The sequence below is a fragment of the Dokdonia sp. Asnod1-B02 genome (assembly GCF_045063955.1).
GTDB lineage: Bacteria > Bacteroidota > Bacteroidia > Flavobacteriales > Flavobacteriaceae > Dokdonia.
The window spans coordinates 3,249,618-3,266,155 of record NZ_JBEFNW010000002.1; the positions used below are offsets into that span (position 1 = coordinate 3,249,618).

The following is a 16,538-nucleotide window of genomic DNA, read 5'->3' on the forward strand; positions in this document are numbered from 1 at the left end:
GAATGACGGAACTGACAGAAAGAGTAACACAAAAGCATAGATTTGAAATCAGTACAGATACTACAGATTTTAATACTAAAATTACACTGCACACTCAAGAAAACGATGTGTATATCTATAAACTAAGCTTTACAAGTAAATGCGACTTTATGCCTGCGCCAGTAACTGTGCGATGGACTACGCCTGGACTTAACACAAAAGGAGTATGGAAACCCACAACAGACTTTAATAAACGTATCATGGCAGACTGGGAGCTGGATCATATGGAATCTCGTATTTCTGTAGATGCACCAGTTATTGGAGTTTTTGGTCATGATGATCAAAACGTATTTACATTTGCTTGTTCTGACGCTATAAATACTACCCAACTTAACACGCTTTATCGAGAGGAAAATAACTTGATGTATTCACACATTACTTTTTTTCCAGAACGTCACCATCTCATTGCTCATTACGAAACATTTATACGTATAGATGAGAGAGCTCACCATTTTTCTAAGTCACTAAAGGATGTTTCTACTTGGTGGGCGAGTTTTGATCATTTAAAACCTTCTCATACTCCAGAATTAGCAAAGGTGCCTGTATATTCTACTTGGTATAATTTTCACCAAGATCTTGATACTACCATTCTTTTAGAAGAATGTATCAAAGCAAAAGACATAGGTTGTGAGCTTATCATTCTTGATGATGGCTGGCAAACTAACGATAATAATCGAGGCTATGACTACACTGGAGACTGGCGCCCGGAGAGAATACCTGCAATGGCAGATTTTGTAAAAGAGGTGCATGCAACTGGTATGAAAATCGCGCTGTGGTATTCAGTTCCTTTCTGTGGGAAACATAGTGAAGCATATAAACGTTTTAAAGGCAAGTTTCTAACTGAAGAGCATCGCTGGGCACCAGTATTTGACCCTAGATATCCAGAAGTTAGAGCATATCTAATCGATCTTTATAAAAATGCATTAATTGACTGGAACCTAGATGGCTTTAAATTAGACTTTATAGATGAGTTCAAAACCTATAAAAATACAGAGCTCACTATGGAGAACGGTCGTGACTTCTCTTCTGTAAATGAAGCTGTAGATCGTCTTATGACAGATGTAATTAACACATTACAAACTATTAAACCAGATTGCGTCATTGAGTTTCGTCAAAAATATGTAGGTCCAGCCATGCGCAAGTATGGTAATATGTTTAGAGCTTTTGACTGTCCAGGTGACGCGGTAATGAATCGTATACGCATAGCAGACCTACGTATGATGTCTGGTACCACAGCTACACATGCAGATATGTTCACCTATCATCCTGATGAGGCACTAGAACAAAAGTCGCTACAACTTATTAATAGCTTATTTGGAGTACCTCAACTATCTATCAAACTTTTTGAGGCAACACTAGAAGAGACTAATATGCTCCGTTTTTATACTCAATATTGGAATGAAAATAAACGCACGCTTCTTGAAGGAAATATCACGCCCTACAATCCCCTTAGTAACTACCCTATTATTAAAGCAGTTTCGAGCGAACTTACAGTTATAGGGGTTTATGACAAACAGGTAGTTCCTTTTAAAGAAGATACTATCAAAGTTGACATTATCAATGGTTGTCTAAATGACGGTGTTGTATTAGAAAGTCATGAGGAATATGGAGATTATACATGCCTTATAAAAGATGTTCAAGGAGTAACCGTGAGCCAGTCTGTCATTCAAATAAAAAAAGGACTCAATCAGATTCTAGTTCCTGCTTGTGGAATCATCCGTTTAAAAAGAGTAAAATAAGTAACTTTAGAAATCATCTTCGAAGAGCGCATAGAACTATGGAAAAGAAATATATTATTGCATTTGATCAAGGCACAACGAGTACTAGAGCTATCATATTTGACCATCAAGGCACCATAAAAAACATTGCCCAAAAGGAACTTAAGCAACATTACCCGCAACACGGTTGGGTAGAACACGATCCTATAGAGATTTTTGAAGCACAGCAAGCTACCTTCAAAGAGGTTATCGAAACATCTGATATATCTATAGACGAGATTGCTGCGATAGGTATTACTAACCAGAGAGAGACTACCGTAGTCTGGGATAAACATACTGGAAAACCTGTCTACAATGCTATTGTATGGCTGGATAAGCGCACTAAAGAGATTTGTGAACAATTAAAATCTCAAGATCTAGAAGAGTATGTGAATAAGAATACGGGACTCATTATAGACTCCTACTTCTCTGGAACTAAGGTCAAGTGGATCTTAGATAATGTAGATAACGCTTTCGCGAAAGCGCAACAAGGCGACTTACTCTTTGGAACTATAGACACTTGGCTTATTTGGAAATTCACCAATGGTGCTGTACACGCAACAGACCACTCTAATGCCAGCCGAACATTACTTTACAACATTATAGACTTAAAATGGGATGAAAAGATGCTAGAAGCATTAAACATTCCAGCGTCAATGCTACCTAAGGTTCAACATAGCGCCTCAGATTTTGGAAACATCGTACTAGACGGCCACAGCATTCCTATTTGTGGAGTTGCTGGAGATCAACAAGCTTCGCTTTTTGGTCAAGGAGGTTACAAATCTGGAATAGCTAAAAACACCTACGGTACCGGTTGCTTCCTACTTATGAATACTGGAAAAAAACCTGTTACCTCAAAAAATGGACTGCTTACCACTTTATGTGCTAGCTTACCTGGTGGCAAAGTTAAATATGCTCTAGAAGGTTCCATATTTGCGGGAGGCGCATCTGTACAATGGTTACGGGATAAACTTGACCTCATAGATCATGCAAGAGACACAGAAGATATCTGTATGAATACAGCAGCTACAGATGATTTATACGTAGTTCCTGCTTTTGCAGGATTAGGAGCACCTTACTGGGACATGGATGCAAAAGGAGCTATTTATGGATTAACACTAGACTCAGGCAAAGAAGATATTATCAAAGCTACGGTAGATGCGATTGCCTATCAAACACGAGATGTTCTCGATGCAATGATTGAAGATTCTGGCAAGCAAATGAAAGCGCTACGAGTAGATGGCGGGGCCACTGCAAATAATTACCTCATGCAATTTCAATCAGACATTCTTAATATAGCTGTAGATCGTCCAGAGATGCTAGAAGTTACTGCACTAGGAGCTGCATTTTTAGCTGGAATTCAAGTTGGTATTTGGAACAAAAAAGATATTTCTAAGATACGTCAAGTAGATTCCATTTTTGAACCAACGATCACTGAATATGAGCGCAACAAGAAATATACCGGCTGGAAAAATGCCGTAGCACGCACAAAGAGCACTACAAACCAGATGCTCACCACACAAGAAGAAACACCATTGCGCTTCTCTGTGCTAGACAGGCAGCGCCAGATAAACCGTGCACAAAAAGAAAAATTTGATCTTATTGTTATAGGAGGTGGAGTTACTGGAGCAGGGATTGCACTTGATGCGTCTTCTCGTGGTATGAATGTATGTCTTATAGAAAAGAATGATTTTGCTTCTGGAACAAGTAATAAATCTACAAAGCTTATTCACGGTGGACTGCGTTACCTTAAGCAAATGGAAATAGGACTTGTTCAAGAATCAGGTAGTGAAAGAGCCATAGTACACACCCTAGCTCCTCACCTTGTTGTACCAGAAAAAATGCTACTTCCACTTATAGAAGGTGGTACCTACGGAAAAATGATGACGGCAATAGGCTTAAAAGTCTATGACTTTCTTGCCAACGTAGAAGGCGATGATAAACGTAAAATGCTTAGCGCAGAAGAAACCGCTTCTAGAGAACCTTTACTTAACAAAAATCAACTAGTGGGTGGTGGTTATTATGCAGAGTATCGCACAGATGATGCACGACTTACTGTAGAGTTATTAAAGAAAGCTGCCAGCTACGGCGCTACTATTATTAACTACTGCGAGATGAAAACCTTTAAGTACGATGAGCAAGGAAAGATAAAAAGCTTACAATGTTATGATCACAATACACAAAGGAGCTTCAAATTAAAATCAGAGCACTACATATCTGCTGCAGGACCTTGGGTTGATCTTTTAAGGAAGAAAGACCACTCTATGAATAACAAGTATTTACATCTTACAAAAGGGGTTCATATTGTATTTTCTAGAGAGCGTTTTCCATTAACTCAATCTATTTATTTTGATGTGCCGGATGGTCGTATGATTTTTGCCATCCCTCGCGGTAGATCGACCTACGTAGGAACGACAGACACGAACTATAGCGGAAACCTCAACCGAGTTGTAGCTACTCAAGATGATGCAACCTATTTACTTGATGCGACTAATAATATGTTCCCAAGTGTAAATCTTACGATAGACGATATAGAGTCTAACTGGGCTGGACTAAGACCTCTTATACATGAAGATGGAAAAGACCCTTCCGAATTGAGTCGTAAAGATGAGATTTTTGTATCTGACACAGGGTTGATCTCTATTGCTGGCGGCAAACTTACTGGATATCGTAAAATGGCACAGCGAGTTATAGATCGCGTTCTTAAAGATGTGCCAGAGAAGAAGAAAGCACACCTCGTAAAATCATACACAGAAAAAATACCGCTTACCTCTGAGCCTTTAAAAAACACGGTAGAAGTAGATATTTACCAACAAGAGATTAAAAAGCGTCTTGAACATATAGGTATTGTAAATGAATATCAAAGTTGGTACCTAGCAACTACGTATGGGAAGCAAAGCAATACCATCATTGATAAGATGAGTTATTTCTTAAATGAAAATCCAGAGGAGCGCTTAATACGTGCAGAAGTTTGGTACAGCATCCATCATGAGATGACAAACAGCCTAGCTGACTTTTTTGTGCGACGTACAGGTAGATTATATTTTGATATATACTCTGTGCATCAATACCGTGACCTCGTTCAAGAGGATATGATACGATATTTAGGTTGGGATGAAAAGAGAGTATTGCAGGAAAATGAATATCTCCATATTCTCTTAAAGGATGCTAGTGAATATTATGAGGAAGAATTTGAGTAACACAAACTCTAAAAAAATATTTCATACTAAGACACTAGCGAAAACGATATCGTAAAAAGGTTCGTAATAGAACTCATAATATTATATTAAAAAGTCATATTTTACACGCTATACTAATAAATACCTAATTACATGGGACTCATTTCATTTCTTGGATTTACATTACTTGTAGCGGGATACGCTTGGTGGAAAACACGTGGTACTGATGAAAAAAGTGCAGACGGTTACTACCTAGGTGGTAGAAGTCTAGGCGCACTCACAATTGCAGGATCATTATTACTTACAAACCTCTCTGCAGAGCAAATTGTTGGACTTAACGGTCAAGCTTTCTCAGAAGGAATACTTGTAATGGCATGGGAAACACTCGCAGCAATTGCAATGGTAATTACAGCAGTTTATTTTCTACCTAAATATATGCACAAAGGAATCACCACGATTCCAGAATTTATAGAAGAACGCTTTGATGAAAACACAAAAGCTATTCTCTCTGTATTATTTCTTATCGCTTTTAGTATCGTATTACTGCCTACTATCCTCTACTCTGGATCGCTCGCCTTCAGCACTATGTTTGACTTACCTACTTTACTAGGTATGTCTGAGGGAGCAATAATCTGGCTTTGTGTGTGGACAATAGGTGTTATAGGAATTATATATGCGATTTTTGGAGGTCTCAAGGCAGTAGCCGTATCAGACTTAGTAAATGCCGTTGGTCTCTTAATAGGAGGATTACTAATCCCATATTTTGGTCTCAAAATGATAGGTGATGGTAGTGTAGGAGATGGTCTGAACGAGTTATGGACAGAAAATCAAGATAAATTTGATGTAACTGGAGATGTAACATCATCTATTCCTGTGGGGACTATTTTTACAGGTATGATGATTGCGCAGATGTATTACTGGGGAACAAATCAAGCTATTTTGCAACGTGTATTTGGAGCAAAAAGCCTTAAAGAAGGGCAAAAAGGGATGATGCTAGCAGCCTTTGTAAAGTTTTTAATACCAGTGATTGTAGTATTACCAGGTATCATAGCTTGGCACCTGTTTGAAGGGGATTTAAGCTCTGCAGATAAAGCTTATCCAGAACTTGTAAAAGAGGTGCTACCTCCAGCGCTTGTTGGTTTTTTTGCGGCTGTTTTATTTGGAGCTGTACTTAGTTCTTTTAATAGTTTATTAAATAGTAGTGCAACGCTATTTGGGTTTGATCTGTATAAAAAATTCTTTAACCGCGATGCTTCAGAGCATAAAGCGGTAAAGGCTGGAAAGCTTTTTGGAGTTGTTGTTGCTATTATCGCAATGATAATTGCCCCGTTTATTGCAAATGCACCTGCAGGGTTATTTGATTACATCCAGCAAGCCTTAGGAAGTCTTAGTGTTCCTATTCTTGCAGTAGTACTTGTAGGTATTGTAACAAAAAAAGTGCCCGCAATCGGTGCGAAAATTGTTTTAATAGCTGGTGTAATTATGTACGTATGTACCATATTTATGAGACCTAGCTATCAAGCAACTGCCCTTGCAGAGGCAGATGCAAATGGCATAACAGATGCTGCACAACTCGCAATCATAAAAGCGGAGGCATTCCCTCATTTTTTACATATTATGGGAATTCTATTTGTGGTGAATGTGATTATCATGCTCATAGTAGGCGCTATAAAACCTAAAACAGATATTTACGTACCTAAGCAAACAGAAGCGATAGATACTACTCCGTGGAAATATGCATACATCGTAGGCGCACTAATCGTATTACTAGTATTAAGTACCTACCTCATTTTTTAAATATGGTAAATATCCGCTTTCGCGAAAATGGAAAGTGGCATCATTAAGTACTTAGTGTTAATAGAGGACTGACAAAATCAATTACTTTAGCAGATATCTAAATAGGTTATAGAATGAAAATTTTAGTAACAGGAGGTCTAGGTTTTATAGGGTCACACACAGTTGTTGAACTTCAACAAATTGGACACGACGTGGTCATTATTGATAATTGCTCAAACTCATCTATAGAGGTGTTGAAGGGTATCTCAAATATTACGGGGAAGACTCCTCTTTTTGAAGAATTTGATCTTCGTGATAAGTCAAAAGTGCAAGACTTTTTTAATCGTCATAATGATATCGTGGGTGTCATACATTTTGCGGCATCAAAAGCGGTGGGTGAAAGCGTAAAGGAACCTTTATTATACTATGAAAATAATCTTGTCACCTTAATTTACATCCTTCAAGAATTACAAAAAAAGGAGAAAGCTTCCTTTATTTTCAGCTCTTCTTGCACTGTATACGGGCAGGCAGATGAGTTACCTATCACAGAAAATGCAGCTGTTAAACCAGCGACATCTCCCTATGGAAACACGAAACAAGTAGGCGAAGAAATTATACGTGACACTTGCAGTATACAACCACAGCTTAATGCTATCTCCTTAAGATACTTTAATCCCATAGGAGCGCATCCTACTGCAGAGATAGGTGAATTACCACTAGGAGTACCTGCAAATCTGGTTCCTTTTATTACACAAACGGGAATAGGGCTAAGGGAGGAGCTTTCTGTTTTTGGTAATGACTACCCTACTCCAGATGGTACTGCTGTACGTGACTACATACATGTGGTAGATCTTGCAAAGGCACATGTAATTGCGCTAGAACGGCTCATTAAAGAGAACAACACGTCTAATTATGAAGTTTTTAATGTGGGAACAGGCACAGGTAGCTCTGTATTAGAAGTGATCAACTCTTATGAAAAAGTAGCCGAAAAATCACTTAAATATAAGATTGTAGATAAACGAGAAGGTGATGTCACAGCTGCTTATGCAGATACAGACAAAGCAAATAATGAACTAGGCTGGAAAGCAGAAAGCTCACTAGATGAGGCCATGGCTTCTGCCTGGAAATGGGAGCAAAAAATTAGATCCTGATAAGGATGATGTAATAATAAAAAAGCTCTCAGGAACACTGAGAGCTTTTTTTTGTATGTGCAGCTTTTAATAAGCACCTCTTAAAAAATTCCTGTTTGAGATAGCAAGTACTATTTATTCTTGTTCAAAGTCAATAGTTGCCTCAAAATCCTCTACATATTTAATATCTTCAAACCATCGGTTTGAACTTAGTACATCAAATGTAATAGCCGTTTCTTCTTGTGACACTTTCTTAAGTTGCCAGATAATATTTGCCGCATCAGTTAAGCCTCCGTGTGCTAACTCATCTTTAAAAAGTCTTTTGAGAAGTGTGTTTTCTGGCATTCCTTGAGCTAGTATTCGTATAACTTGCTCTTCTGTATCTTCCTTAAATACATCAAGCATCATACTACTCTTGACACTAAAAGTAACATTAAAATGTATCGCTTTAGGGTGTGGAAACTTTCCGTTGTAGGCTTTATATAAAATTTGCCCTGCATTAAAAAATGTTTCATGCATAGACAGGTCTGAGTATTCTTCCCATGGATGCTCATTGAGCATCTCATGTGATAGGTTCTCTCTTTGCCCCTTATTGAGCTGGTCTTTAAAAAGGTATTCTAGTACGATTTCGGCAGCATCGTTGGTTTCATTATCAGATAGGGAAAGAAGCGCCATTTCTTCAAGCTCTGCATCCGTCATACCTGCAGTATCGCCATAATCCATAATTTCTAAAAGCTTCTTATAGTCATTCACACTCCAAGCGCCTGGAAGCTTTTCGATAGTTTTTACGTGATCTGGTGATACTTTAAAATTAATTTTCATAGTACATTATTTATTACTTGAAGGTATGCAAAAGCTAGTCTCGTTATAGTTAATAATTATATAATTATTGCACCACGATAAATTACCAAGTAATGCAATGGCAGTAGTCTCTAGTCCCGATTGCAATGTAAATCCCGCAGCTGTCTGGCACGGCCAGGCGCGAGGAATTGCAATGTAAAGCGGGATACTACAATGCAAATACAAAATATCCAATCGCTCCTAAGTAAACTCTTTTAATATAAGGAAGGGAATAATATACCATAAGCGAGGAAGTATACACAATAAGGTTGCTTGTAACTGCTCGTCTATTGTTGTGTACCAAAAGAGTAACAACATTATGAAAACAAAAGCCAACTCCATTTTTAATCTCATTGAGATTTTTAGAAATACTACAAATCGCGTCTCAAAGCAACTTTTTAAAACTAATTGCGAGACCAACTTTAACGATGACTATTACTGCGACGCAGAAAAAATATAAATACATCACACTAATAATATTCTAATTATAAAAATTTAAAATTATGAGCACATTTAACGTACCAACAAGAGCAGAAGTAAGCGAGACTAACCAAGGAATTTTTGATAATCTTAAAAAAGCAGTGGGCTTTGTACCAAACTTATATGCAACATATGCACACTCAAACAATGCTCTTAAAAACTATCTAGACTTTGCAAATGCGCCAAGTTCCCTTAAGGCTAAGGAAAAAGAGGTTGTAAATCTAGCTGTGAGTGAGGTTAACGGCTGTGAGTATTGCCTTTCTGCACACACTGCTATTGCAGGCATGAATGGTTATACACCAGAGCAAATATTAGAGTTGAGAGCTGGAAAAGCTTCTTTTGACACCAAGCTAGATGCACTAGCTAAGCTATCACAAAACATCACAGAAAATCGTGGTAACACGAGTGAAGAGGTTTTAGAAAACTTTTTTAACGCTGGATGGACAAAGGAAAATCTTATAGATACCATCTCATTAGTAGGAGATAAAACTATCTCAAACTACATTAATAATACTACAAAGATTCCTGTAGATTTCCCTGCAGTAACCTTATTGAGCAAGTAAATAGTAGTGATACTAGTTAGATTGATTGTTTTGTTTAAAAGCTCACTTTATAGTGGGCTTTTTGCCTTTTTAAAGGTTCCTGGCGGGACTCCCGTGTGCTTTTTAAAGAATTTTGAAAAGTGCCCAGCATCGTTAAACCCAATATCATTAGACACTTCTTCTACATTTTTATCTGAGTAAAGAAGCAAACGTTTTGCTTCTAAAATGATTCGATCATTAATCACTTTTAGTGGTGATGCATCACCCATGTTTTTAAAATGATTTGATAGCGTTTTAGGCGATTTAAAGAGCAGCTCTGCATAATCTGAGACCTTGTGCAAGGTTCTAAAATGTTGCTCTACAAGAATATGATATTGCCTCACTAAATCAAACTGATTGCTAGGCATCTCTGGTTCTGGCAATTGGCTTTTTATATGCCTACTAGAGGTTATCAATAACCTTTTGAGTAATACACGTAACATCTCCCCTTGTATATGATCTCGTGTCTCAAACTCTTCTTGAATCATTAAAAACATGGCATCATAACTTTTGAGTTCCTTATCACTCAACGTTATTACTGGCGGTTGTGATGATCCATAAAAGAGAAAACCGTTACAAGAAACCTCCTCATCATGCTCTCTTATGCAGTAAAATTCTCTATTAAAAACTAGCGCTAGTAGTCCATCACTCTGTGTAATCTCTAATACATTGAGTGGCGTGCAAAAGATAAGCTGCCCTTTTTCTAAACGAAGCGTGTATCCATCAATTACAATATCCCTAGAAGCGTCTTTTGCCCACAGCACTTTATACATTCCTTTGTCTGAAAGCATTTGCTGCGACGGCGCGCAATTAAAGTCAGTAAGCACTAGTTTGCTATCCTCTTTTATAGATGTATATGTGAGCTTCATAAATATAAATTAAGACAATGTACAAAATGTACAAGAGGCTAGGAAGTATGTCCATACTATAACAGGCAACCTTACGATAACTTTGTACAATCTTTAATCACAGTAGTACTAACAGACTATGCTATAAATAAAATTTACTATGAAAACACTATACATCACACTCCTATCCATATTAATTACTGGCCAAACGTTTTCACAAGATTACATCGCTAGTAATGGAAACAGGCTAACATCTTCTTCTAGATCATCGACCTCTTTATCTTCATTTACCATAGAAGTAATAGATGACGAAAGCTTTAGTTACACACAGTTTTTAAATAAAAGCAAAGAATCAAAATCAGTTTATAAAGTGGATGGGAAGCAAATCTCTAAAAAAGAATTGGTCAAAATTTTTAGAAAAGCAAGCAGGAAGTCTAACGAGCAGCAGGAATTCAATATGTATTTAGCTACTAATTACTCAAGCATTTATAGCCAACTCACACCAATGGAACTTAATGCTTTGTACAGTAAATTCAGTGAGAAGACGATAGCAAGATATTTATCAACCTTGCCTAGCATTCTTTAAAGTTTAGCTTTCGCGAAAGCGTTATTTCATAAAATCAAAAGCCCTTCTCAGGGCTTTTTTTGATAGTTATATTTTCATAATAAATAGTTAAACTTTTTATTATAATAGTATTACTATCATATCTTTGATGCATGGAAGAATTGCATGTACAAATTACTATTGATCCAGCGTTGTATACGCGTAATCCCGAGACTACAGAACTGGGCAGGAATATCGTGAGCAAGAGTATAGAAATGATTGATGAGCTGGGCTTTGAGAAATTTACATTTAAGAAACTAGGTGTAGCAATTAACTCAAATGAAAGTTCGATTTACAGATACTTTGATAGTAAACACACTTTACTAGTCTACCTTACAAGCTGGTACTGGAGCTGGGTAGAGTATAAACTTGTATTCTCTACTACAAACGTTTCTAACCCTGAGATAAAACTTGAAAGTGCACTAGCGCTTATCACTAAGGATGCTACTCAAGATAGCGCAATTTCTTATGTAAATGAAATGTTGCTACATCGTATTATTATCTCAGAATCGTCAAAAGCATACCACACAAAGGATGTAGACAAGGAAAACGCAAAGGGGTATTATAAAACCTATAAACGTGTGGTACAACGCATAAGTGATATTGTTCTTGAGATTAACCCAGCGTATGCATTTCCTCACATGCTTATCTCTACTGTGATAGAAGGAGCACACCATCAACGTTATTTCTCAAAACATCTTCCTGCGCTTACTAACGTAGAAGAAGGATTGAATACAATAGAAAAGTTTTATACAGACATGGTTTTTAAAGCCATCAACTAAGATATTATTTAAACAAAAATCTCTGTTATGGAGATGAAAAACACCGTTTTTCAATGAAAGAAATGACACCTTGGCAACGATTTGTAAATATGCTCGAACTAGATAGACGAGATATTAAGCAAATTTTATTTTACGCAATTTTTGCTGGACTCGTAGCGCTTACATTACCACTAGGTATCCAAGCTATTATTAACCTCATTCAAGGCGCTCAAGTGAGTACTTCTTGGATTGTACTCGTTATTCTAGTAACCTTAGGAGTAGCTTTTCAAGGAATCTTGCAATTAATGCAAGTACGCATCCTTGAAAACATACAACAGAAGATTTTCACTCGTTCTTCTTTTGAGTTTGCCTATCGCTTTCCTAAATTAAAAATGAGCGAACTAGACAATTACTACCCACCAGAGCTGGCAAATCGTTTTTTTGATACGCTTACCGTGCAAAAAGGATTATCAAAAATCTTATTAGATTTTCCTGCGGCTATACTGCAGATACTCTTTGGGTTAATACTACTTTCTTTTTACCACCCATTCTTCATCATTTATGGTTTTCTACTTGTAATACTCGTGTACTTAGTATTCAAGTTTACAGCAAAGAAGGGGCTCGAAACTAGTCTTGCAGAGTCTAAGAGTAAGTATAAAGTTGCACACTGGCTACAAGAAATAGCAAGATCACTTATAAGCTTTAAGCTTTCTGGTCGTACTTCACTTGCTATGAATCGCAACAATAAGCTCACACAATCATACCTAGAGGCGCGTGAAAGTCACTTTAGAGTATTGATGATACAGTTTATACAGATGATAGGTTTTAAGGTACTCGTTACGGCAGGGCTTTTAGTCATAGGTGGTTTACTAGTTCTCAACCAGCAAATGAATATAGGACAGTTTGTAGCAGCAGAGATTATTATCTTATTAGTTATAAGCTCTGTAGAGAAGCTGATTTCTGGATTAGAAAGTTTTTATGATGTACTTACTTCTCTTGAAAAAATAGGACAAGTAGTTGATAAAAAACTGGAACCACAAGACGGCTCAGATCCTTTTGAGATTAACGATACTATCGATATCCAGATGGATAAAGTAAGCTATAGCACTCAGGAAACTGGCGCTATTCTTAATGAGATTGACTTAAATGTAAAAGATAATGATCGCATATTAATAACAGGATTATCTGGATCTGGTAAGACTACGTTATTAAAGTTACTCTCTGGAGTTATACAGCCATCTTCTGGAGGTATCTATGTAAACAACTTCTCTTTCAAAGGAATGCGACCTAATGCTTATAGATCAAAAATAGGCCAGGTACTACCAGAGCAAAACCCTTTTGAAGGGACTATTCTTGAAAATATAAGTTTTGGTAATCCAGATGTTTCTACAACTCGTGTAAATGAGGTGATCAAAATAGTAGGACTGCAAGAATTTGTGCGCACGCAGCCTAATGGTTTGCAAACTAAACTATTTCCAGAGGGACAGAAAATACCACACACTATCTCTAAACGAATACTGCTAGCTAGAGCTTTTGTACACAACCCAAGGATATTATTACTTAAGGATGCTCTAGAACACTTTGAAGGAAAACAAGCTAGAGAGATCATGACATATCTAGCAAGTCCTGAGAGACCATGGGCGCTTATAGTGGCAAGTAATAATAAAGACTGGCAAGAGATGTGTAATCAACATATAGTGCTAGATAAAGGTAACATCATTTCAAAAAACAAATAAGCGATGCTTAACATATCTAATAATCAGCTTAATAAAACCGTAGATGTAGAAGGGTATTCTGCATTTGCAAAGGCGTATAAAGCACGTCACTATAAATACTTCAATAGATTTTTGCTAGCATTTGCTATCATAGGTGTTATTGTACTTTTCTTACCATGGACGCAAAACGTGAATGGCAAAGGATATGTGACCACTTTAACACCAGATCAAAGACCGCAAACTATACAATCTCCTATTCCTGGACGTGTAGAACAATGGTACGTGCTGGAAGGAGACTATGTAGCAAAAGGAGATACTATTTTACGCATTTCTGAAATCAAAAATGAGTATCAAGATCCTCTCCTTGCTGAACGCACGAGACAGCAACGCGATGCAAAGAGTAATGCGGTAGGTTCTTATAAATCTAAAGTAATAGCGCTAGAAAATCAGCTAGGAGCTTTGCAGCGCGAACGTGGATTAAAACTACAACAAGCAGAGAACAAATTAAAGCAAGCTCGTTTTAAGGTGCAAAGTGATAGTATTGATCTTGTTGCTGCGACAACTAATCGTGATATTGCCTTAAAACAATATGAACGTACTGCTACACTAGAGGCAGAAGGTTTAAAATCTACAGCAGATGTAGAGGATAAACGCTTAAAACTACAAGAGACAGAGGCAAAACTAATCTCTCAAAACAACAAGCTACTCGCAAGTCAAAATAATGTACTCAACGCATCTATAGATATAACTAGAACAAGTGCCACCTATGCCGAGAAGATAAGCAAAGCACAAAGTGACAAGTTTAGCGCATCTAGTGCGCAATATGACACAGAAGCTCAAGTGAGCAAACTAGCAAATGCAAGCACCAACTACGAGATGCGTAGCGCGCTGCAGTATATCACGGCTCCTCAAAATGGATTCATAAATAAAGCGATTAAAGCAGGGCTAGGAGAAACGTTTAAAGAAGGAGAGCAACTAGTAGGAATCATGCCAGCCGACTATGACCTAGCTGTGGAGACTTTTGTGAGACCTATAGACTTACCACTCATACACGCTGGAGAAAAAATACGCGTCCAGTTTGACGGATGGCCGGCAATAGTTTTTAGTGGATGGCCAGACGCCTCTTTCGGAACCTATGGAGGAACCGTAGTTGCTGTAGAAACATTCATTAGTACTAATGGAAAATTTAGAGTGCTTATCGCGCCAGATAAAGAAGCAGAAGCATGGCCAAAAAATGTACGTGTAGGCTCTGGAGCACAAACAATCGCCTTACTACAAGATGTTCCTATCTGGTACGAGTTATGGAGACAACTCAACGGATTTCCACCAGATTACTATTTACCAGAAGGCACATTAACTCCTAGAAAAGAGAAAAAATGAGGTTACTTATAAAATATACAGTACTTGTGTTGTGTTACGCTTTCGCGAAAGCGGGACTAGCTCAAACACCTGTACTTTCTCCGCAAACTATTTCTTTTGAGGAATACTTAGGGTATGTAAAGCAACATCATCCATTAATCAAGCAAGCCGAATTAGTGTTAAGCACAGGAGAAGCAAATCTACTTAAAGCAAGAGGAGGTTTTGATCCAAAAATTGAGGTAGACTATGACCGTAAAAAATTTAAAGACACCGAATATTTTGATCAGCTTAACGCTACTTTTAAAATCCCTACTTGGTACGGAATTGAGTTAAAAGGAAGCTTTGAGGAAAACACAGGTGAGTTTCTCAACCCTAACCTTACCGTTCCCGAAGATGGATTATATAGCGCCGGAGTTTCCTTTGCACTGGCACAAGGGCTTCTTATTAATGAACGTATGGCTACCTTGAAGAAAGCACGCTTTTTTGAACAGCAAACCATCGCAGATCGTGACTTACTCGTAAACAACTTAATTTATGAGGCGAGCTTGGCTTATTTTAACTGGGTAGAAACAGAAAATGAGAAAGTCATTTATGATACATTTTTGAAGAATGCTACCACCAGACTAGATGCCGTAACAAGAAGCGTAGCCGAAGGTGATAAAGCAGCCATAGACATCACAGAGGCCAGAATTACTGCTCAGACAAGAAGACTTGATCTAGAAGCTGCCTCACTCAATGCGCAAAAAGCACGACTCGTTGCTAGTAATTTTTTATGGATAGATGGTATTCCTCTAGAAATACAAGAAACAGTGTATCCAGAAAATCCAGAGCTTTCAGTGCTAGACGCTTCATTATTATTAACAGGGATTACAGATACCTCGGTTTTTTTAAACAATCACCCTAAGCTTAAAAGTCTAGACGCAAAAATAGATGGTCTAGAAGTAGATCGCTTTTTAAAGAAAAATAAGTTGCTTCCTAAGGTAAACTTGCAATACAATTTTTTATCACCAGATGCAGATCGCTTAGATGGTTTTAATACGGCAAATTACAAGGCTTTTGTAGATGTAAGTTTTCCTATTTTCTTGCGTAAGGAACGTGGAGATTTAAATCTTGCTAAGCTTAAAGTACAAGACGCCGAGTTTGAACGCACAGCCACTTCTCTAGCTATCAAAAATAAACTTGACGCCACAGAGGCAGAGATCACTTCGCTTTTAGAGCAAAACAACCTCATCACTGAGATTGTGGTAGATTATGAAGCCCTTGTAAAAGCAGAGGAGCGTAAATTCTTTCTAGGAGAAAGTTCACTATTCCTCATTAACTCTCGCGAACAAAAATTAATAGATGCAAGACTTAAGGCAAATGCACTTTCTGTAAAGGAGCTTACAGCAAAGGCTAAGTTGTATAATGCGGCAGGGCTATAAATCCATCATGACATTGCGATAGCAACTTATTACTAAGCATAAAAAAAC

The 16,538-nt window shown here is 37.6% G+C and carries 12 protein-coding genes; 10 read left to right on the forward strand and 2 right to left on the reverse strand.

Going from position 1 to position 16,538, the window contains the following annotated elements; all coding sequences use genetic code 11:
• Window positions 1-2: 2 nt before the first annotated feature.
• The 4 genes from ACJJVU_RS14535 to galE all read left to right on the forward strand — a co-directional run bounded on the left by ACJJVU_RS14535 (window position 3) and on the right by galE (window position 7,902).
• Entirely contained in the window at window positions 3-1,778 is a 1,776-nt protein-coding gene (locus ACJJVU_RS14535; protein WP_405226880.1) for a glycoside hydrolase family 36 protein, read from the forward strand.
• A gap of 38 nt (window positions 1,779-1,816) precedes the next feature.
• A complete protein-coding gene (gene glpK, locus ACJJVU_RS14540; protein ID WP_405226883.1) occupies window positions 1,817-4,996 on the forward strand; it encodes a glycerol kinase GlpK in 3,180 nt (1,059 codons plus the stop codon).
• A gap of 132 nt (window positions 4,997-5,128) precedes the next feature.
• Window positions 5,129-6,772, forward strand: coding sequence for a solute:sodium symporter family transporter (locus ACJJVU_RS14545; RefSeq protein ID WP_405226886.1), 1,644 nt, complete (start codon window positions 5,129-5,131; stop codon window positions 6,770-6,772).
• Window positions 6,773-6,885: 113 nt separating this feature from the next.
• Window positions 6,886-7,902, forward strand: a complete 1,017-nt coding sequence (gene galE, locus ACJJVU_RS14550; protein WP_405226889.1) for a UDP-glucose 4-epimerase GalE — start codon at window positions 6,886-6,888, stop codon at window positions 7,900-7,902.
• A 114-nt stretch (window positions 7,903-8,016) separates the two neighbouring features.
• Here galE and ACJJVU_RS14555 read toward each other — a convergent pair whose 3' ends face one another.
• Entirely contained in the window at window positions 8,017-8,703 is a 687-nt protein-coding gene (locus ACJJVU_RS14555) for a hypothetical protein (RefSeq protein ID WP_405226892.1), read from the reverse strand.
• Window positions 8,704-9,224: 521 nt separating this feature from the next.
• Between ACJJVU_RS14555 and ACJJVU_RS14560 the strand changes: the two genes are divergently transcribed.
• Window positions 9,225-9,764 carry a carboxymuconolactone decarboxylase family protein gene (locus ACJJVU_RS14560; RefSeq protein ID WP_298326920.1) on the forward strand — a complete coding sequence of 180 codons (540 nt, stop codon included), beginning with the start codon at window positions 9,225-9,227 and terminating at the stop codon, window positions 9,762-9,764.
• A gap of 47 nt (window positions 9,765-9,811) precedes the next feature.
• Here the strand turns inward: ACJJVU_RS14560 and ACJJVU_RS14565 are convergent, their stop codons facing one another.
• Window positions 9,812-10,651 (reverse strand): helix-turn-helix domain-containing protein, encoded by an 840-nt coding sequence (locus ACJJVU_RS14565; RefSeq protein ID WP_405226895.1) that lies wholly within the window; start codon window positions 10,649-10,651, stop codon window positions 9,812-9,814.
• 139 nt (window positions 10,652-10,790) lie between these two features.
• On the opposite strand from ACJJVU_RS14565, the gene ACJJVU_RS14570 reads away from it, so the two are divergent.
• The 5 genes from ACJJVU_RS14570 to ACJJVU_RS14590 all read left to right on the forward strand — a co-directional run bounded on the left by ACJJVU_RS14570 (window position 10,791) and on the right by ACJJVU_RS14590 (window position 16,490).
• Window positions 10,791-11,216, forward strand: a complete 426-nt coding sequence (locus tag ACJJVU_RS14570) for a hypothetical protein (RefSeq protein ID WP_405226898.1) — start codon at window positions 10,791-10,793, stop codon at window positions 11,214-11,216.
• Window positions 11,217-11,347: 131 nt separating this feature from the next.
• Entirely contained in the window at window positions 11,348-12,016 is a 669-nt protein-coding gene (locus tag ACJJVU_RS14575; protein ID WP_298326927.1) for a TetR/AcrR family transcriptional regulator, read from the forward strand.
• A 53-nt stretch (window positions 12,017-12,069) separates the two neighbouring features.
• Window positions 12,070-13,731 carry a peptidase domain-containing ABC transporter gene (locus tag ACJJVU_RS14580; protein WP_298326929.1) on the forward strand — a complete coding sequence of 554 codons (1,662 nt, stop codon included), beginning with the start codon at window positions 12,070-12,072 and terminating at the stop codon, window positions 13,729-13,731.
• Window positions 13,732-13,734: 3 nt separating this feature from the next.
• A complete protein-coding gene (locus ACJJVU_RS14585; protein ID WP_405226902.1) occupies window positions 13,735-15,090 on the forward strand; it encodes an HlyD family secretion protein in 1,356 nt (451 codons plus the stop codon).
• On the forward strand, window positions 15,087-16,490 hold the full coding sequence (locus ACJJVU_RS14590) for a TolC family protein (RefSeq protein WP_405226904.1): 1,404 nt from the start codon (window positions 15,087-15,089) through the stop codon (window positions 16,488-16,490). Before ACJJVU_RS14585 ends, ACJJVU_RS14590 begins: the two co-directional genes overlap by 4 nt.
• The last annotated feature ends 48 nt before the right edge of the window (window positions 16,491-16,538 follow it).